At 68.2% G+C, this 20,918-nt stretch carries 24 protein-coding genes; 3 read left to right on the top strand and 21 right to left on the bottom strand.

Going from position 1 to position 20,918, the window contains the following annotated elements; all coding sequences use genetic code 11:
* Positions 1-75 precede the first annotated feature (75 nt).
* The 9 genes from A9X05_RS05110 to A9X05_RS05070 form a co-directional block, all read right to left on the bottom strand.
* Positions 76-987 (bottom strand): formate/nitrite transporter family protein, encoded by a 912-nt coding sequence (locus A9X05_RS05110; protein ID WP_067779690.1) that lies wholly within the window; start codon positions 985-987, stop codon positions 76-78.
* Positions 984-1,253 carry a hypothetical protein gene (locus A9X05_RS05105; RefSeq protein ID WP_067748863.1) on the bottom strand — a complete coding sequence of 90 codons (270 nt, stop codon included), beginning with the start codon at positions 1,251-1,253 and terminating at the stop codon, positions 984-986. The genes A9X05_RS05110 and A9X05_RS05105 overlap by 4 nt, the downstream gene beginning before the upstream one ends.
* Positions 1,250-1,870: an RNA polymerase sigma factor gene (locus A9X05_RS05100; protein ID WP_067779687.1), complete on the bottom strand. Its 621-nt coding sequence runs from the start codon at positions 1,868-1,870 to the stop codon at positions 1,250-1,252. Before A9X05_RS05100 ends, A9X05_RS05105 begins: the two co-directional genes overlap by 4 nt.
* Positions 1,871-1,880: 10 nt before the next feature.
* Positions 1,881-2,948, bottom strand: coding sequence for an acyl-CoA dehydrogenase family protein (locus tag A9X05_RS05095; protein WP_067779685.1), 1,068 nt, complete (start codon positions 2,946-2,948; stop codon positions 1,881-1,883).
* A complete protein-coding gene (gene cynS / locus A9X05_RS05090; RefSeq protein ID WP_067779683.1) occupies positions 2,945-3,418 on the bottom strand; it encodes a cyanase in 474 nt (157 codons plus the stop codon). Before cynS ends, A9X05_RS05095 begins: the two co-directional genes overlap by 4 nt.
* Before the next feature lie 16 nt (positions 3,419-3,434).
* Positions 3,435-3,959 carry an OsmC family protein gene (locus tag A9X05_RS05085; RefSeq protein WP_067748850.1) on the bottom strand — a complete coding sequence of 175 codons (525 nt, stop codon included), beginning with the start codon at positions 3,957-3,959 and terminating at the stop codon, positions 3,435-3,437.
* 163 nt (positions 3,960-4,122) lie between these two features.
* Entirely contained in the window at positions 4,123-5,406 is a 1,284-nt protein-coding gene (gene efeB, locus A9X05_RS05080; RefSeq protein WP_067779680.1) for an iron uptake transporter deferrochelatase/peroxidase subunit, read from the bottom strand.
* Positions 5,403-6,581 (bottom strand): iron uptake system protein EfeO, encoded by a 1,179-nt coding sequence (efeO, locus tag A9X05_RS05075; RefSeq protein ID WP_082950216.1) that lies wholly within the window; start codon positions 6,579-6,581, stop codon positions 5,403-5,405. Before efeO ends, efeB begins: the two co-directional genes overlap by 4 nt.
* A 59-nt stretch (positions 6,582-6,640) precedes the next feature.
* Complete coding sequence (locus A9X05_RS05070; RefSeq protein ID WP_067779678.1) at positions 6,641-7,474, bottom strand: DUF3097 domain-containing protein; 834 nt, start codon at positions 7,472-7,474, stop codon at positions 6,641-6,643.
* A 216-nt stretch (positions 7,475-7,690) separates the two neighbouring features.
* On the opposite strand from A9X05_RS05070, the gene A9X05_RS05065 reads away from it, so the two are divergent.
* Positions 7,691-7,978 (top strand): DUF3349 domain-containing protein, encoded by a 288-nt coding sequence (locus A9X05_RS05065; RefSeq protein WP_067748943.1) that lies wholly within the window; start codon positions 7,691-7,693, stop codon positions 7,976-7,978.
* Between the two features lie 3 nt (positions 7,979-7,981).
* On the opposite strand, the gene A9X05_RS05060 is transcribed toward A9X05_RS05065, so the two are convergent.
* From A9X05_RS05060 to A9X05_RS05035, 6 genes are read right to left on the bottom strand one after another with little or no spacing between them, the layout of a single operon-like run.
* A complete protein-coding gene (locus A9X05_RS05060; protein ID WP_067779675.1) occupies positions 7,982-8,977 on the bottom strand; it encodes a patatin-like phospholipase family protein in 996 nt (331 codons plus the stop codon).
* A 14-nt stretch (positions 8,978-8,991) separates the two neighbouring features.
* Complete coding sequence (locus tag A9X05_RS05055; RefSeq protein WP_067779672.1) at positions 8,992-10,062, bottom strand: ABC transporter ATP-binding protein; 1,071 nt, start codon at positions 10,060-10,062, stop codon at positions 8,992-8,994.
* A gap of 3 nt (positions 10,063-10,065) precedes the next feature.
* Positions 10,066-10,908: a carbohydrate ABC transporter permease gene (locus A9X05_RS05050; RefSeq protein ID WP_067748835.1), complete on the bottom strand. Its 843-nt coding sequence runs from the start codon at positions 10,906-10,908 to the stop codon at positions 10,066-10,068.
* On the bottom strand, positions 10,895-11,842 hold the full coding sequence (locus A9X05_RS05045; protein WP_067748825.1) for a carbohydrate ABC transporter permease: 948 nt from the start codon (positions 11,840-11,842) through the stop codon (positions 10,895-10,897). The genes A9X05_RS05050 and A9X05_RS05045 overlap by 14 nt, the downstream gene beginning before the upstream one ends.
* On the bottom strand, positions 11,839-13,161 hold the full coding sequence (locus A9X05_RS05040) for a sugar ABC transporter substrate-binding protein (RefSeq protein ID WP_067779670.1): 1,323 nt from the start codon (positions 13,159-13,161) through the stop codon (positions 11,839-11,841). The genes A9X05_RS05045 and A9X05_RS05040 overlap by 4 nt, the downstream gene beginning before the upstream one ends.
* Entirely contained in the window at positions 13,151-14,143 is a 993-nt protein-coding gene (locus A9X05_RS05035; protein WP_067760839.1) for a sigma-70 family RNA polymerase sigma factor, read from the bottom strand. The genes A9X05_RS05040 and A9X05_RS05035 overlap by 11 nt, the downstream gene beginning before the upstream one ends.
* 168 nt (positions 14,144-14,311) lie before the next feature.
* Between A9X05_RS05035 and A9X05_RS05030 the strand changes: the two genes are divergently transcribed.
* On the top strand, positions 14,312-14,662 hold the full coding sequence (locus A9X05_RS05030) for a DoxX family protein (RefSeq protein WP_067760841.1): 351 nt from the start codon (positions 14,312-14,314) through the stop codon (positions 14,660-14,662).
* A 6-nt stretch (positions 14,663-14,668) separates the two neighbouring features.
* Here A9X05_RS05030 and A9X05_RS05025 read toward each other — a convergent pair whose 3' ends face one another.
* From A9X05_RS05025 to pncA, 3 genes are all read right to left on the bottom strand, one after another.
* On the bottom strand, positions 14,669-15,304 hold the full coding sequence (locus tag A9X05_RS05025; RefSeq protein WP_067760843.1) for a hypothetical protein: 636 nt from the start codon (positions 15,302-15,304) through the stop codon (positions 14,669-14,671).
* A 108-nt stretch (positions 15,305-15,412) separates the two neighbouring features.
* Positions 15,413-16,213 carry a ketosteroid isomerase family protein gene (locus A9X05_RS05020; RefSeq protein ID WP_067779667.1) on the bottom strand — a complete coding sequence of 267 codons (801 nt, stop codon included), beginning with the start codon at positions 16,211-16,213 and terminating at the stop codon, positions 15,413-15,415.
* Positions 16,213-16,773: a pyrazinamidase PncA gene (pncA, locus tag A9X05_RS05015; protein WP_082970893.1), complete on the bottom strand. Its 561-nt coding sequence runs from the start codon at positions 16,771-16,773 to the stop codon at positions 16,213-16,215. Before pncA ends, A9X05_RS05020 begins: the two co-directional genes overlap by 1 nt.
* A gap of 95 nt (positions 16,774-16,868) precedes the next feature.
* Between pncA and A9X05_RS05010 the strand changes: the two genes are divergently transcribed.
* Complete coding sequence (locus A9X05_RS05010) at positions 16,869-17,897, top strand: DoxX family protein (RefSeq protein WP_067760849.1); 1,029 nt, start codon at positions 16,869-16,871, stop codon at positions 17,895-17,897.
* A gap of 4 nt (positions 17,898-17,901) precedes the next feature.
* Here the strand turns inward: A9X05_RS05010 and A9X05_RS05005 are convergent, their stop codons facing one another.
* The 3 genes from A9X05_RS05005 to A9X05_RS04995 all read right to left on the bottom strand — a co-directional run.
* The gene (locus tag A9X05_RS05005; protein ID WP_082970892.1) at positions 17,902-18,396 is read right to left on the bottom strand and encodes a gluconokinase; all 495 of its coding nucleotides are present in this window, start codon (positions 18,394-18,396) and stop codon (positions 17,902-17,904) included.
* A complete protein-coding gene (locus tag A9X05_RS05000; protein WP_067779658.1) occupies positions 18,393-20,405 on the bottom strand; it encodes a phosphotransferase in 2,013 nt (670 codons plus the stop codon). Before A9X05_RS05000 ends, A9X05_RS05005 begins: the two co-directional genes overlap by 4 nt.
* A gap of 18 nt (positions 20,406-20,423) precedes the next feature.
* Positions 20,424-20,918 (bottom strand): carboxylesterase family protein (locus A9X05_RS04995; protein ID WP_156736475.1); only part of this gene is annotated, 495 nt, incomplete at its 5' end.

Genomic DNA, 20,918 nt, shown 5'->3' with positions numbered 1-20,918 from the left:
GTCCCTAACCACCGGGACGGAGGGCTGTTACCGGCGTGGCGTTAAGGCGCCCTTAACGCCACGGTCACTCGCCGGTCAGACGGCTTTCCGTTGCAGCTGCGCGATGACCCAGAAGGGCAACGCCACAAACAATGTCCCGCCGATCAGATTGCCGACGGTGGTCACGCCGAGGTTGGTGAGCAAGCCGTGGTCGCCGAATCCCCAACCGATCGTGCCCCGGGGTGCCGCCGGGTGAAACAGGTTGAGCAGCAGGGGAATACCGAGGAAGCCGACGTTGGCGATCACGTGCTGCGTGCCGCCGATGACGAACGCGAACGGGCCGTAGAACGCGAATGCCATTCGGGCGACGTCGCTGCGGGCCTTGAAGAACATGCACATCGAGGTCTGCAGAAACCAGGTGCACACGACGGCGAGGAGCAGTGCGGTCAAGAAGGGCTGGCCGGCCTTCTGGGTGCCCACGGTAGCGGCCCGCTCGGCGAAGGCACCCAGATACGGGCCTCCCGCGGCGCCGCAAACGGTGACGAAAAGCAGCGCGCCGAGGACGTTGCCGATGAGGCCCACGACGACCAGGAAGGCATAACCACCGGCGCTCATCGTGCGATTCAGGACGGCGAGAAATCCCGCGGCCATGTCGGCGGTGATCAAAGACATGCCCGACACCAGGATCAGGACGAAGGACATGCCGAACGCCAGCCCCATCAGCAAACTCGCGATGCCCGGGGACTTGACCCCGGTGCTCACCATCAGCGCCAGCAGCGCTCCGAACGCGACCATCACGCCGCCGACCAGGGAACGCATCAGGAACGCCCACGGGTGCGTAGCCTTCTCGACCGCCATGGCGGCCACCCGGTCGACCATGGCGCCCACGCTCAGCGGCTCGAACGGATCGTCGGGGATCGTCGCCTTGGTGTCAGACGGGATGTCTGCGAACAGCTTTGGTGGTGACGCTTTGCCATCCAGTTGCGGCGCTGGCGCATTGATCGTCATGGGTGCTCGTCCTTCCGTAAAGCGTTGATCGCGTTGATGACCCCCGAGATGTGCTCATCACTGAGCCTCTCCCCTTCGAAGACGTGGTTGAGCAGGATCCTGAGGTCGAGCATCTGTTGCAGGTAGACCAGGCATGGGGGGCACTCGTCGAGGTGCTTGGCGACGATGGGGCCCCACTGCCGGGGGTCGGAATCGACGAGTTCATCCACCAGTCGGACGAAGTCGACGCAGTCGATGGCGGGGACAGTGTTGTCGTGCACGGTCATCGGCGATACCGCTTTTCCAATTCGTTGCGAAGATTTCCCCGGGCGCGGTAGAGGAGCGCGCGCTGCCCTTCGGCGGTCAGCTCGAGAAGTTTGGCGGCCTCTTCGGCCGGGGTGCCGACGATGTCACGCAGGATGACCAGTTGCCGTTGCCGCTCCGGCAGCGCGTCCAGCGCGGTGCGGACGTAACCGACGAGCTCGTTCTCCACGGTGCGGTCCTCCGGCAGGAAGCGCCGGGACGGTGGAAGGCTCCAGTGCCCGGCATCGGGATGGCCGGCGGGATGCATGCGGCCCGCCAGGGGGTCCACGTCTTCCGCGGAAAGCACCTCGTGGTCGCGAATGCGGGATTCCCGGCGCCGGTGCCGCGAGGCGGTGTTCTTGACGATCCCGAACAGCCACGTCCCGACCGACGAACGGCCCTCGAAGGAATCCGCGGACTGCAGGACCTGCACCCACGCCTCCTGCACCGCCTCTTCCGCCACCGCCGGCGAATCCACCATGGTGCGCGCGAAATTGATCATCGGCCGGTGAAAGTCGCGCACCAGATTAGCCAGCGGGATGCCGCCGACCGCCCGTTCGGATTCGGTGCCACCCGGCGGCACCGCCACCGGGGTCACCATCGTCTCGCACTCAGCCGCATGCGGCCAGCTCCCAGCGCAACTGCCCTTCCGACGGGGACTGGACGGGAATGAACGCCGCCTCCCGGTAGCGGCGGCTCGCCGATGTCCTGCTCGCGTAGCCCTTGCCGCCGGCGGTGCGGATCTCGAGATCGGCACTGGCGCTGGACAGCTCGGCCGCGGCGAGGCGCAGCGACAACAGCTCCCGCTTGGTGGGCGGGTCATCCCCGCCCACCGCCGCGGCCAGACCCGCCAGGGTGGCCTCCGCGGTGGCGAGCTTCTCCGCGACGTTGTCGACCTCCGCCGCGAACACCGAGTTGACGCCGCCGAGGCCGCCTTTGGCCTGCTCCACCGCGGTCCTGGTGAGACCCAGGCACATGGCGGACTGCAGGACCAGGAACGTCGGGCGGACCGCCTGCAGGAATCCCTCGAAGTCTCGGGACAACACTTGGGCCGAGGGCACGGGCACGTCGGTCAGGTTCAGGTATGACGAGGCGGTGCTACCCATTGCCAGCAGCTCGAAGTGATCGCCCACCACCACCCCCGCCGTGCTCAACGGCAGGGCCACGATCAGCCGCTCGCCCGCATCGGTGCGCACCGCGGTCACCATGGTCGAGTCGGGGTATAGGTTGCTCGCCCACCTGATCGGACCGGACACCCGGTAGCCGCCCTCGATCGGCGTGGCCGTCAACTCGACGCTGCCGCAGCCCGCCGCCTCCTTGAACGCCGACGCCATGCCGGTCACCCCCGGCGTGGTGCCGGCGAGCAGTGACTGAGCCGCGTCGACGCTGAAAGGCGTTGCCGCCCTGAGCAAGTATTCCACCGCCATTCGGTGCGCCCACAACGAGAACCCGGTGCTCATGCATTCCCCGGAGATACGCCGGATCACCTCGGCCATCTCGGGCAGCCTGCCGTCGGCGTTGGCGGGTGCGCCCACCCCGAGAAGCCCGGCCGCGCCCAGGGCGGTGAAGCTGCGGCGGGACTGATGCTCCCCCCGGTCCAGTCCCCCGGCGTGGGCCCGAATGTCCTCCAACAGTCCGGCATCCAGCTGGCCGGCCGCCGGGTTCATCGTCGCCGTCATAAAACCTCCTGTGCCGAGTGCTTCCACGCGTAGTCGAGGAACTTGCCGTCGAAAGTGACGACCACTCTGTCGCCCTCGGGGTGCGGGCGCCGCTGCACGCTCAGCTGAAAGTTGATCGCGCTCATGATGCCGTCACCGAATTCCTCGTGAATGAGTTCCTTGATCGCCGGGCCGTAGACGGTCAGCGCCTCATGGAATCGGTAGATCGTCGGGTCTGTCGTCATGGTCGCATCCGAACCCCGATACGGCATCAGCTGCAGGACAGCGACAGCCTCGTCGTCGAGGCCGAGCAGTGCCGCGACCGTTGACGCGTCGCCGGCCGTCATCGGGTGCTGCCCGAGTAACGCCGCGACCGTCCACACCGGGTCCTTCCCGATGGATTCTGCGATTTTCACCCAGCTCAGTCCGCGCTTGGCGCGGGCCAACCTGATGGCCTCGGCGAGAGCGGGCTTCGTCAATACCGTTGCCACAGCAGCTTCCCCGTGGCTATTCCGTGGCCAGCGTCGAGTCGACGGCGACCGGGTTGCGGAACGTGTTCACGACGGGTGACCAGGCGATGGCGTTGTCGTGAATCTCCTTCAGGGTCGCCTCGTCGGCGTCTCCGGCCAGCGTCACCCTGCAGCGCACCGCGCTGAAGCCGAGGCGCTTCCCCTCGGGGGTGTCGCCCACGCCCCACACCGCGGAGATGTCGATGTCGCCTTCCATCTCGACCTCGATCTTGGTCAGGGTGACCCCGCGATGCGTCGCATTCGCCAGCAGGCCCACCGAGACGCACGAGCCCAGGGCGGCCAGGGCGGTCTCGGAGGGGTTGGGCGCGGAGTCGTCACCGAGCAGGGCAGGCGGCTCACCCACCAGCATCGGCGCCAGGTCGCGGACGTAGGTCATGTTGCGGAATCCGGTTTCGCAGACCGTCTTGGCTTTCAGGGTCTTCCTGCCGGTCTCCGGGTTGGCCCTGGCGTTACACGACAGCTTGTCGAGGCCTTCTGCGTCGATGACTAGCGCGTCGGTCATGTGATCCCTCCGTTCTCGCTGATCTTGCGGCTTCACGGAGTTAGTGCTCGGCGGCGGCCGATGCGTGACGGCGGAGGGTTTTGATTTACCTGACCGACACGACTGCTCACACAGCCGAAACGCGGCCCCCACCCGACGGCGACCCGCGCTCGGCGAGATTTGCTTAGCCGAAAAGGCTTTGCCCGATGTAGTGGCCTTCGGCGGGCGCGGGTGGCACCGCGAAGATAGCTGAGCCGATGTGGCGGATGTATTCGTTGAGGAGGTCGTGGGCGCCCAACCGGTTCTGCAGGCGGATAAAATCTTGCGGATCTTTTTGATACGAAACGAACAGCAGCCCGGCGTTGAGCTGGCCGTTGGCGTCGAGGCCGTCGGTGTAGTTGTAGGACCGGCGCCTGATCATGACGCCGTCGTTGTTCTCGCGGGCGGCCAGGGCGACGTGGGACATCGGATCGATGAGCGGGTTGCCGTCGCCGCCCTTGGCGGCAAAATCGGGGGCATCGAATTCGCCCTCGCCGCTCAGGGGTGCGCCCTCTTCTTTGGTGCGGCCGAATATCCGCTGCTGATTGCCGATGCGGTCGACGTCCCATGTCTCGAGCAGCATCCGGATCTTGCGCACCACCTGATACGTTCCGCCGTTCATCCACGGCTGGTCACTATCGCGGACCCAGACAAATCGGTCGTACTCGGCATCGGTGACGACGTTGCGGGTTCCGTCCTTGAATCCCAGCAGGTTTCGCGGGGTGTGTTGGCCCGGGCCGGCTGAGGCCCGTCCGAATCCCAGCACCGCCCAGGACGGCGAGACGACGTCGCGGCCCAGGCGGGCCAGGTTTCGCGCGGCGTGGTAGCAGACCTGCGGGTCGTCGGCGCAAGCTTGGACGGACAGTTCGCCGCCGCGCAGGCGGGGGTCCAGGTTGTCCCCGTTGAGCGGGGGCAACTCGGTGAACACGGCGGGTCGGCGCAGGGCGAGCCCGAACCGGTCGCCGAACAGCGACGGTCCCAAGCCGATGGTTACGGTGAGGCTGGCCGGGCTCAGCCCGACCGCCTCGCCGGTATCGACAGGTGGCTGCACGTCGACCCGGGGCTGCACGGTGCCGACCGGCTTTCCCTGCTGCAGGATCGCGGCCGCGGCCGACCAGCGTGCCAGCAGCGTTTGCAGCTCCGCGCGCTGGGCTCCGGCGGCCAGCGAAAATGACATGAACATGGCGTAACGCTGTGGCGGCGTGGCGATTCCACCCTGATGCGGCTGGCCGTAGAAGGGGTAACTGCGGCGCAAGTCGACGTCGTCGTCGCCGCCGCCGGCCGCGCCGCCATCGTGTCCGGCAGCCAGCGCGTAACCGGCCACCCCTCCCCCGGCGACGCCGGTGAGCCCGGCCAAGACGGCGCCACCGAGCATACGCCGACGCGAAACCGCCTCGCCTTCATCGGGTTTGGCCCTGACCTCGCTCATGGTCGGCCCGCCGAAGCCACTTTTGGGGCGACCGCCGACAGGCTCTGGTGCAGGGGCTGGATGACCGCGGTCAGCTTGGCGGCGTCGGTGGCTTGCAGCGCCGCGGTGTAGGTCCGGAAGCCACCCAACTCAGACGGATCGCGGTATCCGTCCAGAGTGGCCAGCACCGTGTGGAATTCGCGATCGATCTGGGCGACCAGATTGCCGTCGATCTTCTCCAGCCCGGGCCGCAGCGATGCGTAGGCCTGCCGAGCGCCTTCCACGTTGGCGGAGAAGTCGACGAGGTCGATGTGGCTGAAAGCCTCCTCCTCCCCGGTGATCTTGGTGTTCTGGATCTCCTCGACGAGGTCGCTGGCGCCGTTGGCCAGGTCCTCGGGCTTGTACTGCAGGAGGGCGACGATGGCGGTCAACTTGGCTACGTTGCCGACCAATTCGGAACTGAGGGCCTGCGTCCCGGGCGTGATCGCTCCGCCCCGCCACAGGTCGCGTTCGATGGCGTGGAACCCCTTCCAGCCGACCTTGGCGTCGACGGGAGTGGACTCGCGCATGTCGATCAGATAGTCGAGGCGGCCCGCGTTGTCGCCGACCGCGAAACCCAGCAAGATGAAGCCCTCGACGGCGGACTCGGAACGCTCCCAGAACAGGCGCGCTTTGGCGTAAGCGGCTTTCGCGGCGTCGATGTTGCCCGCCCGCACCGCCGCGTCGAGTGCGTTGACCCCGTCGCCGAGCTGACCGATCTGCTGGACGACATACGCCGCGTAGTCCTTGGTGGCGCTGTCGAGGGAGTCCGCGACGCCGCCGGCCAGCCCCGGCGCCGCCCGGCCCGTGACCGTCAGCGTCTGGTATTCGTCCACCGCGCCGGGGCAATACAGCTGATACGGCCCGCCATCGAGAGTCACGGTGAACGACACCGGGGCCAACCCGGGAGCGAGGTCCTCCTTCTCGCCGACGATCCGCTCACCCCTGAGTAACTCGACTTCGCTGATGCCGGGCGCATCGGTGTTGGCGACCGTGAACGTCACCGGGCCGGCGGCGACGTTCGCGTTGTCCACCGTGCAGGCGTCTTTGCCGCCCCGGTTGGCGAGCGTCACCTTCACCGCGCTCGGGCCGCCGGGCGTCCCGCGGCTCACCTCGCGACCGGACGGACCGCAGGCGGTCGCCGCCGCGACGACCAAGGCCGCTGCCGCCAGCGGTAATCCACGACAGCGTCTTCCCCCGGCCGGACGCCGGTCGGTCACGGGCCCGGCTGAGTCACGAAGTCGATCAGTTCCTCGACCCGGCCGATCAGCGCCGGCTCGAGGTCATTCCAGTCGCGCACCCGGGAACGGATATGGCGCCAGGCCCTTGCGATGTCCGCCTGGCTCCCGTGCGGCAAGCCGAGCGCCTGGCATGCGCCGTGTTTCCACTCGATGTGGCGCGGCACGTCCGGCCAGCCCGCCAGGCCGAGCCGCTCGGGCTTGACTGCCTGCCAGATGTCAACGTAGGGATGACCGACCACCAGGGTGTGGGCGCCACCAGGTCCCCGCCGCACGGCATCGGCGATCCGTGCCTCCTTGGAACCCGCGACGAGGTGATCCACGAGCACACCGAGCCGGCATTCCGGACCGGGCGCGAATTCCGCCACCACGTCCACCAAGTCGTCTACGCCGCCGAGGTGCTCGACGACGACCCCCTCGATCCGCAGGTCCTCGCCCCACACCTGCGCGACGAGTTCGGCATCGTGGCGGCCCTCGACGTAGATCCGGCTGGCGCGGGCGACCCGGGCGCGGGCGCCCGGAACTGCCACCGAGCCCGACGCCGTTCGCGTGGAACCGGCCGGCGCCACACGGCGTGGCGCCGTGAGGATCACCGGACGGCCCTCGAGCAAATAGCCTGGGCCCAAAGGGAAGCCACGCACGTGCCCGCGGCGGTCCTCCAGGTCGACCCGCCCGTACTCGACTCGCACCACCGCACCGACGTAGCCCGTCTGCGCGTCCTCGACCACCAGGCCGAGCTCGGCCGGGTGCTCGGTCGAGCGGGGCTTGCGCCGGCCCGCGGCAAGGACATCGGTTCCATAGCGATCAGCCACGCGGCCATAGTAGAAAGCCTTGCGGTCAAACGTCGTTAGGGCGCGCCCGCCAGGGCACATCGTGGCGAAGATCGCTTTTCGTTTTCGGACTTCGCGGGCGTGTAAAAAGTGCGTTTTAACTGTGTGGCGTTACCGAGCTGATGACGTTGCCGATGGTACGTTGCTAGTCGTAAGATCTGCCGCCAATTCTCAAGCGGCGGTGAGCGAGGTGGGATGATGGATCTGGCCCTGTGGGTGTCGAGCATCGTTGCTTTCGTGCGGGCCGGATACCCCGCCGGCATGCCGACGACCGGATATTCCCCCTTGGCGGCCCTGGCTCGCCGGCGACTTTCCGACGACGAGATCCGCGCCATCGCAACCAAACTCATGAGACGCCAATTCTGGCCGATCAACCCCGTTGATATCGGCGTGGAAATCACGCGTGTCACCAACCAATTGCCGTTGCCCGCCGATGTCGAGCGGATTGAGCACCGCCTCAATCAGATCCGCTGCGCGCGCGGATAGCCTTCACCGCGGATTCTGGCTCTGCGCAGTCCCGCCCTTCCCCGGGCCGCCGCAGGCCGCCAGGTAGTCCGGGTAGCTCCAGGTCCGCAAGAATTCCTGGCCCGCCTGCAATCCCCGTTGGTACAGGGCGTCGCGCTGCTCGGCGGCGATGTCGAAGTCGATTGGGCTGACCTCCTCGGCGGGCACGAAGATGGTGCGGCGAACGGTGCACGGATCGTCGATGTAGGCGTTGTCCTGATTGCTCACCAGCGTCTCGATCGCCGCGATTCCCAACGAGACCGGACCATGAACCGGATGCGTGGGCGGGATCCCCGGACGCGCGGACAGCCGGATCCCGAATGTCGGCCAGCGCGGCTGCGCCCCCGGGCGGTCGAAGAGCTCCACCGGGAAGTCGGACAGCAGGCCACCGTCGACCCACGTGGCGCCGCCCACCCGGACGGGTTGGAAGACATACGGAATCGCCGACGAGGCGTGCACGGCACGGGCCACCGGGAAGTCATCGGGGTCGATGCCGTAGGAACCGAGATCCCAGGGAATGCGCACCAGCCGACGGCGGGACAGGTCACTGGCCGTCACCACGAGCGACCACGCGAACTGCTGCGGCTCTTCGCCGGTGCGCAGGTCGCCGAAGGTCCGCACGCCCAAGTCGGCGAGCAGTCCCTCGAGCAGCCGCTCCAAGTAGGCCCCGCGGTATACGCCGTCGGACACCAGCAGCGACAGCGCGCCGCCGATCAGCGGTACGCGCCCGATCACGCTGCGATCCAGAAACTTCCGGTAGTCGATCGACCGCATCACCTCCGCAAGCCGGCTCAGCGGTTCGCCCGCGACCTGTAGCGCCGCCACCAGCGACGCGACGACCGAGCCCGCGCTGCTGCCCGCGACCCGTGGGAACCGGTAGCCCGCCTGGGTCAGCGCGTCGACCGCGCCGACCAGCCCGATGCCCCGGACGCCGCCGCCTTCGCAAACCAGGTCGGCGCGGGATGCGCTCACGTCGGGCATAGCCATACCCCCCCTCAGCAGATTCGTCGGCCGTCGATGCCGAAGAAGTGCAGGTGCCCCGGTTCCGGGTGCAGGCGCACCCGGCTGCCCTTCTCCGGCGGCCGGCGCCCGTCGGCACGCGCCACGACGGGCTGATCGATGACCTTGCCGGAACCGGTGATTCGGCCGTACAGGTAGGCGTCGGCCCCCAGCTCCTCGACCACGTCGACCTCCATCTCGACGCCCTGACCGCCCAGCTCGAAATGCTCGGGGCGCACCCCCACGACGACCTCACTCGCGGGGTCGGCGAGCCCCCGCGGTAGCGGGATGTGCCAATCCCCCAACGACACAGCGGAATCAACGATCGGCAGCGTGAACAGGTTCATGGCCGGCGACCCGATGAACCCCGCGACGAAGACGTTCACCGGGTTGCGGTACAGCTCGCGAGGGGCGGCGAACTGTTGCAGCACGCCGTCGCGCAGCACCGCGACGCGGTCCCCCATGGTCATCGCCTCAACCTGGTCGTGGGTGACATAGACGGTGGTGGTGCCCAGCCGCCGCTGCAGCGCCGCGATCTGGTTGCGGGTCTGCACGCGCAGCTTCGCGTCGAGGTTCGACAGCGGCTCATCCATCAGGAAGACCTGCGGGCGCCGCACGATCGCCCGTCCCATCGCCACCCGCTGGCGCTGCCCGCCTGAGAGGTCCTTGGGCTTGCGGCCCAGATAGGGTTGCAGGTCAAGCAGTTTGGCCGCGTCCAGGACGCGGTCACGAATTTCTGCCTTCGGTGTCTTGGCGATCTTCAGGGCGAAGCCCATGTTCTGCGCGACGGTCATGTGCGGGTAGAGCGCATAGTTCTGGAAGACCATCGCCACGTCACGGTCCTTGGGATCGACGGTGGTGACGTCGCGGTCGCCGATCCTGATGCGGCCGGAGTCCAGCGTCTCCAGCCCCGCCACCATCCGCAGCGAGGTGGTCTTTCCGCATCCGGACGGGCCGACCAGCACGACGAATTCGCCGTCGCCGACCTCCAGGTCGAGGCTGTCCAATGCCGGGCGATCCGTTCCGGCGTAGCGCCGCGTCGCTTGCTCGAAAGTTACTGAGGCCATGCCTTATCCGTTGAGTCCCGTGACGGCGATGCCCCTGACGAAGGACCGTTGTGCGATGGCGTAGATGAGCACCAACGGCAGCATGATCAGCATCGACGTCGCCATGATGATCGGCCAGCGCGCGACGTATTCCCCCCGCAGTCGTACCAGGCCGAGTGTCAGCGTGGCCAGGCTGTTGCGCTGCAACATCAGCAGCGGCCACAGGAAGTCGTTCCAGACGTTGACCCAGGTGAGCACCGCGAGCACCATGACCGCGGGACGGGCGTGGGGCAACAGGATTCGCCAGTAGATCTGCCATGGCGAACAACCGTCGAGTATCGCCGCCTCCTCCAGGTCGGTTGGGAGCGTCCGAAAGAACTGACGCATCAGGTAGGTGCCGAAAGCGCTGCCGAACAGGCCCGGCACGATCATGGACCAGGGTGTGTCGACCCACCCCACGGTCCGCATCAGGATGAACTGCGGGATCACGGTCACGGTCAGCGGCACCATCAGCGTGCCCAGATACAGCACGAACAACGTGTCGCGTCCGCGAAACTCCAATCGCGCGAACGCGTATCCGGCCAACGAGCAGAAGAAGACCTGCCCGGCGGTCACGCACCCGGCGTACAGCACGGTGTTGAAGAACATCCGCGCGAAGGGCATCAGCGAGAACACCTCGGTGTAGTTCGACCAGCGCGGGTGCGCCGGCAGCAGCTTCGGCTCGGTGATCTCGCCTTCCCTCTTCAACGAACCGGACACCGCCCAGGCGATCGGGAACAACCAGCACCAGGCGATGGCGATCAGCGCGGTGTAGACCAGCACTGCGCGGACGACGTTGCGCGTGAACAGGCGCTCAGCTGAGGCCACGAGAAGTCTCCCAGGACCGTTGCCGAGTGATCCGCAGCTGCACCACGGTCAGCACCAGCAAGATGGCGAACATCACCCACGCCAGCGCGGACGCGTACCCGAATTCCAGGAAGGAGAACGCGTGCTGGAACAGCATGATGCCCAGGACGTACGTGGCGGTTTCGGGCCCGCCATTCGCGCCGTTGAGGACGTACACCATGTCGAAAGCCTGGAACGCGTGGATGATCGAGATGACGCCGACAAATGATATCGACCCACGTATCAGCGGCACCGTGATGGAGGTGAACTGCCGTATCTCGCCAGCCCCGTCGATGCGGGCCGCCTCGTAGACGGTCTCGGGAACGCCCTGCATCGCCGCGAGCAGGATGACGGTGGCGAACGGCACGCTGCGCCACACGCTGACGATGCACAGTGAGGCCATGGCCCAGCGGGGTTCGACCAGCCACGGCACCGGACCGACCCCAACCCAGCCCAGCATGATGTTGAGCAGCCCGTTGTCGGTGTTGAAGACGAATTGCCAGACGACCGCCATCACCACCGACGAGATGGCCAGCGGCAGAAAGACGATGGTACGGAAGATGCCGATGCCCTTGACTTTGCGGTTCAGCACACCGGCCACGACGAGGCTGACGACGATGGTCGGCACGACCGTCCCGAGGGTGAAGATGACGGTGTTGCGGATGGCGATGAGGAAGAGCGGATCGGAGGTAAAAAGCTCCTGAAAGTTCTTCAGGCCCACGAACTTCGGTGGCCTGAACACGTCCCACCGCTGAAAACTCATGTAGAGCGAGAATCCCAGCGGGAAAAGCATGAACAACGCGACGGCCGCCAGGTTCGGCGCCACGAAGAGGCGGCCGGCCCAGGCGCGCCGGCGCCAGGGGCCCGCGCCCCGGGCGGGTTTGCGGGTGGCGGGGCTGGTTTCGACCGATGTCATGGGGTGCGCAACACCTCGTCGATGGCGGGCGCCAGGCCGGCCAGCGATGTCGCGGGCCGCGATCCGCGCAGCACGGGCCCGAAACTGCGGTCCATCAAGGCGACGATCTTCTCCCACGCCGGGGTGACCGGCAGCCCCTCGGAATAGGCCGGGCCCTGCGTGAGCACGGTGAGGTTGTCGACGTTGCGGTGTGCGGCGGCGAATCCGGGCGAGTTGAGCGCGGATTGCAGCACCGGAACGAACAGGCTGGATTCACCGATCAACGCCTGCCCGACGGGGCCGGCCGCGAATTTCACGAATTCCCACGCCTGTTCCTTGCGTTGACTGCTGGCGGAGATGGCCAGTCCGGTGGAGCCGATGTTGGAGTGAGCGGCCTGCCCCTGCCGTCGTGGCCCCACCGGCAACGACGTGACATCGAAGTCCAGGCCCTCGGCCCGGATGAAGGTCTGGTATCGCCAGTGGCCGCCCATCGCCATGGCCGCCTTGCCCGTCGCGAACAGGTCCGGCGTCGACATCGACTGCACCTCGGAGGCGTTGGGCGCGACCTTATGCTTGTTGGCCAGGTCGGCGTAGAACTGCACCGCCTCCGTGAAGGCATCGTCACCGAAATTGAAGTGAGTCGGGTTCTTCAGCGGGGCGGACCACGGCGCCCCATTGTTCATCGCGAACAGCCCGGCCGAGTAGTACGACACGAACATGTTCACGAACCCCCATTGGCCGGCTCGCCCGGTTCCGTTTCGCTTGGTGAGCGCGGTGGCGGTGTTCAGGAATTCGGTGAAGCCCCACGGCTGTTGCCACGAAGTGGGCGGCGCGGGGACCCCGGCCTCGGCGAAGAGCCGCTTGTTGTAGAACAGGTAGTTGCCGGACCATTGCTCGGGAAGCGCGTACTGGCCTCCGTTGAACGTGAAGGTGTCGTACAGCGCCCCGATGCCATCGGATCTCAACCCGGCCGCGAAGGCCTGATCGCGGGACAGCATCGTGTTGAGGTCCAGGAGCACGCCGCGCGCGGCCAACTCGGCGTAGCTCAGATCCCACGCCATCAAGACGTCCGGGCACTTGCCGCCGGCGCAGAACGTCGACAGCTGCTGCATCACGCCCGGGGCCGAAAGCACCGGACGAACCTTGATGTCGGGGTGGCGCCGCGTGAACTCGTCGACGATGCGGATCCGGGCATCGCGTTCGTCGGGGTTGGCCGCGAAGAAGAACGTCAACGCGTCGTCTTGCGGGGCGCAGCCGGCGGCCCATGGCGTCACCGATGCCGCCGTCAGCGCGGCGGCGCCACTCAGCAGGCGGCGCCGCGGGAACGGCTTATCGAGCATGGTCCTTCCGTTCTCGCCCCGTTGCCGGCCGCCCGGCCGGCGGCGTCTGATGTCCTTGGTACCCGATGCGGCTGTGGTGTTGCTGGATCGGCCCGCCCGGGAGTGCCAGCGCGGCCGACCGGATCCGGGTGGGATCCCCGGTGATGTCGATCGCGTGGATGCGGTCATCGGTTCCGACGGTGATCAGCAGCAGCGCCTCGGCGTGCCCGTATGGCGCTATCACGATGGCCGGTGCCCCGTCGACGAGCATGACCACACCGGCGCGGGCCCGCTGGGCGAATCGGCGGGTCTCCTCGGCGACCTGCCCGGCGCCGCGCAGCTCGGTCGGCACGTCATCGGGCACCAGCGCGCGATCGACCGTGCGCACCACGTCCGGGGCCAGCAGCTCAAGCAACAACGCGATGTCACCGCCGCGGGACGCGGCGAGAAACGCTTCCACGATCTCCAGGTGCTTTGCCGCGCGCTCCGGTTCGCCGCCCGGGTCGCCGTGCAGCCGCCCGCGCGCCCGGCTCGCCAACTTCTTCGCCGCTTCCGGCGAGCGGTCCAGCAGGTCGCCGATCCTCTCGAATGGCACCGCGAACACGTCATGCAGCACGAATGCGACGCGCTGCGCGGGCGAGAGCCGGTCGAGCACCACGAGCAGCGCATTGCTGACCGACTCCGTCAGGAGGGTCTCCTCGTCCGCCGGCGACGCAGCCGCTTCGAGCCGATCCAGTTCCTCGGTGGTGGCGAGCGGATGTTCGGCGCGCCGTTTGCGGACGCGGAGCTGGTCGTACGCCTCGCGGGCGGTGATGGTGGTGAACCAGCCGGTGAGGTTGTCGACCGCGCCGTAATCCGCGCGGCTGGCCTTCAGCCACGCCGACTGGACCGCGTCCTCGGCATCGGCGGCCGAGCCCAACAGCTGGAACGCGACCGCACTCAGGTGCCGCCGGTCGGCGTCGAAGCGCCGCGCGAGATCGGCCAAATTCTTATGCGCGCTCATGGGTCACCTTTTCCGCAGAGGAACCGTCAAGAAAATGACCGAGTCCATCGAGCCCTCTGTTGCGAAGGAGGCCAGCACTATGACCTTATCGATTGTGCGCCGCGGAACGCGCGGCCACCGTTCGGCTCCCCGCCGCGAAACCGGCTGCCGGGCAGGGGTTTGGCACCCATGACCACCGCATGCGTCGTGATCACGGTGTTTACCGCCGCCATCACCGCCGGGATCGCCGTGGCCGACCTCGTCCCCGCCAGGTTCGTGCTGGCGAACTCGGCCGAAGTCGGGGTGCCGCGGTCGTGGCTGCCGGCGCTGGCGACGGTCAAGCTGGCCGGGGCGGCCGGACTCGTCGTGGGAGTTGTCGGGCTGCGCGCCTTGGGAATCGCGGCCGCTACCGGCCTGGTGCTGTTTTTCGTCGGCGCGGTCGTGACCCACCTGCGGGCCCACGTGCTGTACAACATCGCGTTTCCCGGCGCCTACTTGTGCCTATCGGCGGCGACGCTCGCGCTGATGGTCGTGCACTGAGCCCCGCTAGCTGGGCAAGCGGTCCTTGACGAGTTGGTCTTGTTTGCGGGCCATGTCCAGCACGACATCCCGCGGGGCGGGATCGTTGGGCGGGCTGTCGAACTCCAGGTCGACGCCCACCCTGCTCTCGGCGAATGTCACGTAGGTCACCGATTTTGAGTTGTCGGGCGAGGTTCCCACCGCGATCAGTCCGTTGGTGCCGACCTCGAATGGCTGCGGGGCGCCGGTGACGTATTTGCCGAACGACTGGGCGCGCTCCTTGGCCTGCTGCGCGGCGGTCGCCGGGTCGGTGAACACGACGACCAGGTCGTCGATGCTGCGTGTGTGGTCGGGATTGATGAACGTCACCCCGGCGCCGGCGACGCCACCGGGATTCTGCGTGGGGGGACCTGTCGTTCCGACGTCGATGCCGACGTCGCTCGCCTGAAGGAGGAGGTACGTGTAGTCGCCCAGTGGTGCACTGCCGGACGTCGGGCCGCTCGTCGTCGTCGACGCTGTCGAACTCGACGTCGCCGTCGACGACGAAGTCGTTTTCGACGAGCTTGACGACGCAGAGGTGCTTTCCTTTCCGCCGCAAGCCGTGACAACGCTCAGCGCGGCGGTGAATGCAATTCCCGCGCCGAAGATCCGCACCATACCCATCGTCGACTCCCTTCGGGGACAGCTATTTGTACGGCACCGTCGCGCTCCGGGCAATATGTCGACGCCGGTTTTGAGCAAATTTGCCGGCGCTGGTGGGCCGCGGGACCCTCAGGCCGGGAAGTAGCGGATTCGGTTGATGGCATTCGGCCGCCATGTCATGTCGGCGAAGATGATGGCCCGCCCGCGAGTGGAGGTCAGCGAAACCACCACTGTGCTGCCCGCGCCGATCATCTTCGTGCCGCCGGCGCCGTCGAGTTGCTCGACGAGCCCGGCGAGGTCGAGTACCTCGTGGTCGCCGAGAGTTATTGCAGCGCTTGGGGATAGCGCTCTGGCAGCCGCGTCTCGATCCCCGGCCGTGGCGGCGTCGAGGAACGCCCGCACCGACTGCTTGTGCCGCGCACCGACCCGCCGGAATGCCGCGATGAAGCCCACCGCGCCGCTCAGCCGCTGATTGTTCAACAGGCCTCGTGAGAGTTGCAGCCCGGGCGGCACCGCGCGCGGTCCGGTTCGCAGGAATTGGCGCATCATGGCGGGCAGTTCCCAGTAGGCCCGGAGTTCGCCAATGCGCCAGTCGCCGTTGACCTCTAGCAGGTCGTAGCGCAGGAACGCGGGGATGTACATGGTGACGCCGGAACCCATGGCGACCTCCAGCTCGAGGTCACGCAGGACCGCCGTGCCGAAGACGATGTCGAGGTCGCGGTGGAATGTGATGTCGCGCGGGCCGATGAAGGTGTCATAGAAACGGCCGATCCGTTCCCGACCGACGTGCGGACGCGAGCCGACCGGGTCCTCGACGCGGCCGTCGTCGGCGAACAGCCCCACCCAGCCTTCGCGGTCGTGCGCGGCGGCCGCCCGCGGCGAGCGCTCGACGGCGGCGAGGAGGCGTTCCCGCTCCGGTGCCACCCCCATCACTGTCCCCCGACCAGCTCGACGCCCGCCGACCGCATTTCCGCCAGCGCCCGCGCGGCCGAATCCGGGGCCACAGCCGCGGTCAGGTCCACCAACACCCTGGTGGTCAGGCCGGCCCGCGCGGCGTCCTCGGCCGTGGCCCGCACGCACTGGTCCGTGGCGATGCCGACCACGTCGACCGCGTCGATCCCATGCCGCCGCAACCAGTCCAGCAGCGTGGTCCCGCTCTGGTCGACCCCTTCGAACCCGCTGTATGCCGCGGCGTAGGCGCCCTTGCGGAAGACCGCCTCGATCCGGCTGGTGTCGAGGTCGGGGCGAAAGTCCGCGCCCGGGCTGCCGGCGATGCAGTGCGGTGGCCACGTCGATGAGTAGTCCGGCCGGTGGGAGAAGTGGTCGCCCGGGCGAACGTGGTAATCCTGGGTTGCTACGACGTACCGGTAGCCCGGCTCGCCGGCCAGGTAGCCGTTGATGGCGGCCGCCACGGCGGCGCCGCCGGGGACCGGGAGCGAGCCGCCCTCGCAGAAGTCGTTTTGCACGTCGACGATGATCAACGCCCTCACGGCTTTCACCCTATCGGTGTCGCCCCGGATGGCGCCTCAGCTGCACGTATGGGCTGGGCGGTTTGTCCGTCAACGAGTCGGGTAATCCCCCGGCCATGGTGATCCGGAGAATCGCGCGCCCATTGCTTTCAGTTGCCTTCATCGGCCAAGGAGTCAACTCCCTGCTCAACCCCAAGTCGGCGGCGGCGGCCGCCGCGCCGGCAGTGGATGGTTTGCAGGCGCTGCCGAATTCGGTGAGCGGGGCCATCCCGAGCGACCCGGAGACGTTCGCGCAAATCAACGCCGCCGTCCAGATCGGCGGCGGCCTGCTGCTGGCCACCGGCAAGCTGCCGCGCGTCGCGTCGGCGGCGCTCGCCTTCACCGTGCTGCCGGCCAACCTCGGGGCGCACTCGTTCTGGAACGAAAGCGACCCGCAGGCCAAGGCGCAGAAGCGCCAGCAGTTCCTCACCGACCTCAGCCTGGTCGGCGGGTTGCTGATCGCGTCGGCGGACACCGCGGGCAAGCCGTCGCTCGGATGGCGCGGCCGGCGCGCGGCCGAGCGGCTCTCCGAGCGGGTGTCGTCGGCGCTGCCCGGCTCCGATGACGGCTTCGACACGGACTTCTCGGAGTTGGGCGAGAAGATCGTGCACGGCCTGCAGGTCGGCGCCGAGCGCGGCCGCGAATTGGCGAGCACCGCCGCGGAACGGGGGGCGCCGTACGCCGAGGCCGCGCTCGAACGCGGCCGCGAATTTGCCAGCACCGCCGCCGATCGAAGCAAGCCGCTGGCCAAGAAGGCCCGCAAGCGCGGCGAAGAACTCGCCGACGAAGCCGCCGACTGGGCCGCGCCACTGGCCAAGAAGGCCCGCAAGCGCGGCGAAGAACTCGCCGACGAAGCCGCCGACTGGGCCGCGCCACTGGCCAAGAAGGCGCGCAAGCGTAGCGAGAAGCTGGCGAAGAAGGCGCGTAAGCGCGGCGAAGAACTGGCCAGCACGGCTGTGGACCGCGGCGAGGACCTCGCCGACACCGCCCGTGCCCGCGGCACCTACCTTGCCGAGACGGCCCGCGCACGAGGCGGCTACCTGGCCGACACCGCACGCGAAAGGGTCGGCGAGCAGGTCAAGGCCGGCCGTCGCAAGCTGTCCTGACCGGTCAACCGTCCTCGTGTAGGAAGCCGTCGACGATCGCGTCGACGTCCTGATCGACATCGAGGGTTGCGCCGGCCTCGTCGCCGCCCAGCGGTTCCAGCGCGTCGAATTGCGAGCGCAACAGCGCGGGCGGCATGAAATGGCCCGTGCGGGCCGCCAGCCGACCGCCGATGAGCGCGGGCGAACCGGCGAGGTGCAGGAATTCGACCTGCGGGCAGTGCGCGCGCAATTGGTCGCGGTACCTGCGCTTCAACGCCGAGCAGCTGACCACCCCGCCGCCGCGGTGCCCGGCCAGCCACTCACCGACCTTTTCCAGCCAGGGGTAGCGGTCGTGGTCGTCGAGCGGTTCCCCGGCCGCCATCTTGGCGATATTGGCCCGCGGGTGCAGGGTGTCGGCGTCCACGAAGGGGACCTGCAAGCGGCGCGCGAGCGCGACTCCCACGGTCGACTTGCCCGATCCGGAAACGCCCATCACCACGACGGGGCCCCGTCCGCTCACTCGGACCGTTCGGCCAGGTTGCGGTTCCATTCCAGCCAGCCGGCGCCGTTGCGTCCGTCGGCGGTCCGGACGCTCGCCCAGACGCGCGGGAACTGACTCACCCGCCCGTCCGCGGCGATCAGACGCACCGGCGCCTGGCCGCGGACCTGAACGTCCGCGGTGATCTCGCCGGGGTTGAGCGCCAAGGTGGCGCGGAGTGGTAACCCGTTGGCGCCGAACGATTCTCGTGAATCCACCGTTTGCAGCTCGGTGACCGTTCCCGCGGCATCCTGGGAGTAGCCGATGCTGAATGCCGGTGCGCCGGGAATCCGGATGTTGACGCCGTGCAGATGGGTGCCGTCGTCCAGGTGCAGCGCGCTCCAAATCCAGTCCATGCTCCACCAGTCGCGCACGCCCCAGGAGTGATCGCGCTGGCCGGGGACCGACTCAAGGCGGTAATTGGTGTCGTCGATGGTGACCGTGCCCGAGACCGTGCATGGGATCTCGTAACGCGTCGTCAACCGGTACTTGTACGGGACGCCGTCGGTGGCCCACACCAGGCTCATCGTCATCTCGACGGGGGTGCCGGGCTCTCCGCGCAACAGCGCCGACGGATCGGGGTACGACTGGGCGTGGGCACGCAGGTCGACGCGGTAGGTCTGCAGCGGGGTGGTCGCGGAGTGGCCGAGCTCGAAGGAATCGCTGCGCACGTCCCACGGATCCGCCGGCAGCGGTACTTGCGCGTCGACGGCCACGGTGGGCATGTCGGGGCCGCACAGCAGCGCGTGCACCCAGGCCTTCCGTTCGTTGGCGATCAGGCCGAGGCGGAACCAGCCGCCCAATCCCTGTGCCGCGTCGGCGAAGTCGGAGTACCAGCTCTCGCTCCACAGCGGCTCGGCGGTCGCCGGGTGCGCACCTTCGTCCTCCACCGTGGGCCGCAGGGCTTCGGGCGTCTGCGCGGCGGGCAGCGTCGCCAGCGCGTCGGTGTCGAGCACGTGGTCGCAGTGTCGTTGCAGCATGGTCATGAACATCCGGTCGCCGCGCTCGGTGCGTTCCACCAGCATCGAGGAGACGATCGCCATCATCACGCCGAAAAAGCTCTGTCGGCGAACACCTTCGGCGACGTCGGTGAGCGACAGCGGCGCCGCAGGCCCCAGCGCCTCGTGGTAGGCCCGCAACAACGCGTCGTACTGCTCCCGGCGATCGGGGGTCGGCAGCGCGCAGCCGAGGAAGTACGACAGGTCGGTCAGGGCGGGCCCCCAGGACACCGTCTGCCAGTCGACGACCGTCAGCGGGCGTTCGGCCCCGGCGGTGCCGAACAGCAGGTTGTCCAGGCGGTAGTCACCGTGCATCAGCCCTAGGATCCGGTCGGGCGCCGACTCGGCGGCCAGGTAGCCGTCGAAGGACGCGACCAGGCGTTCGCAGACCATCCGGTGCTCCGGCGCGATCTGCTCGCCATAGCGGTCGATGAAGCCCGCGTACAGCGGGGCGAGCATCGCCTGGTTGAGCGGCGATTCGCGGTTGAGCCACGGCGCTTCGGCGAGCGCGGTGTCGCCGAGCAGCGGTCCGTGCAGCCGCCCCAGCTCGACCACGCCGAGGTGGGCCTGTTCGGCTGTGGCACCGGCGATTTCGTCCCCGACGACCGCCGGCCCGGCGTCGCCGAGCAAAAGATCGAACGCGCCCGTCGAGCTGTCGACCGCGGCGTGGTAGCAGGGCGCTATCGGGCCGCCCAGCCGTGGCGCTATGTCGCCGTAGAATCGCACCTCGCGCTCGTAGAGGCCGAGGGCCAGCCCCGTCTGCCGACTCACCGGGTCGGTCGCCGCCACCTTCAGGACCACCGACTCGGGCCTGCCGGCCTTCGCCGCGCCATCGGCATAGCTGAGCCGGACGCGGTAACACTCGCTCATCTGTCCGGTGCCGATGCGCTCCACGGCAAAATCGGCGACGGGCCCGGCGCCGATCACCGATTCCAGCCATGCTGCGGTGAGGTCGCCGGGTCGTTCGATGATTTGCGCGGTGTCGGCATGCATGAGGGTCAGCGTGCCAGGTCACCGCGCCAGGGAGAAGCCGTCCCAGGCAATCCGGCGGTGCGGGTGTGGATCGAACTCGACGCGGCTCTTGCGGTCGAACACCATGACGGCGCGGTCGGCGGTGCTGTAGGTGGGCCAGTCGTCGCCCGGCGCGCCGGAATGGCTGAAGGCCCGCCAACGCCGTTGCACCTGGTTGCTCACCCGCAGCGCGGCGCGCCGGTCCGCGGCGGCGGTCAACAGGGCACCGAATCGCGTGCGATAGACGTCGAAGACGGCCAGCAACTCGGTGGCATGGGTGGCGCCCAGCCCAGACCAGCGCAGCGTCCTAGGCGCGAAGTCGTACCGGTAGAGGTAGGTCGGCGCGTGAGCGCTGTGCGCCTCCGCGATCTGCCAGGCCGCCGACCCGAACGCGAAATCGCCACCAAGCTGGATGCACGCCGATGGCGCGGGGTAATCCGGATATGCGGCGGTAATGCGTTCGCGTGCAGCAGGTTCCGTGTCGGCCAGCAACTC

This window comes from Mycobacterium sp. E3298 (genome assembly GCF_001666895.1).
GTDB lineage: Bacteria > Actinomycetota > Actinomycetes > Mycobacteriales > Mycobacteriaceae > Mycobacterium.
Note: the sequence above shows the minus strand (reverse complement) of the source record. Positions and strands in the feature narration are given on the sequence as shown.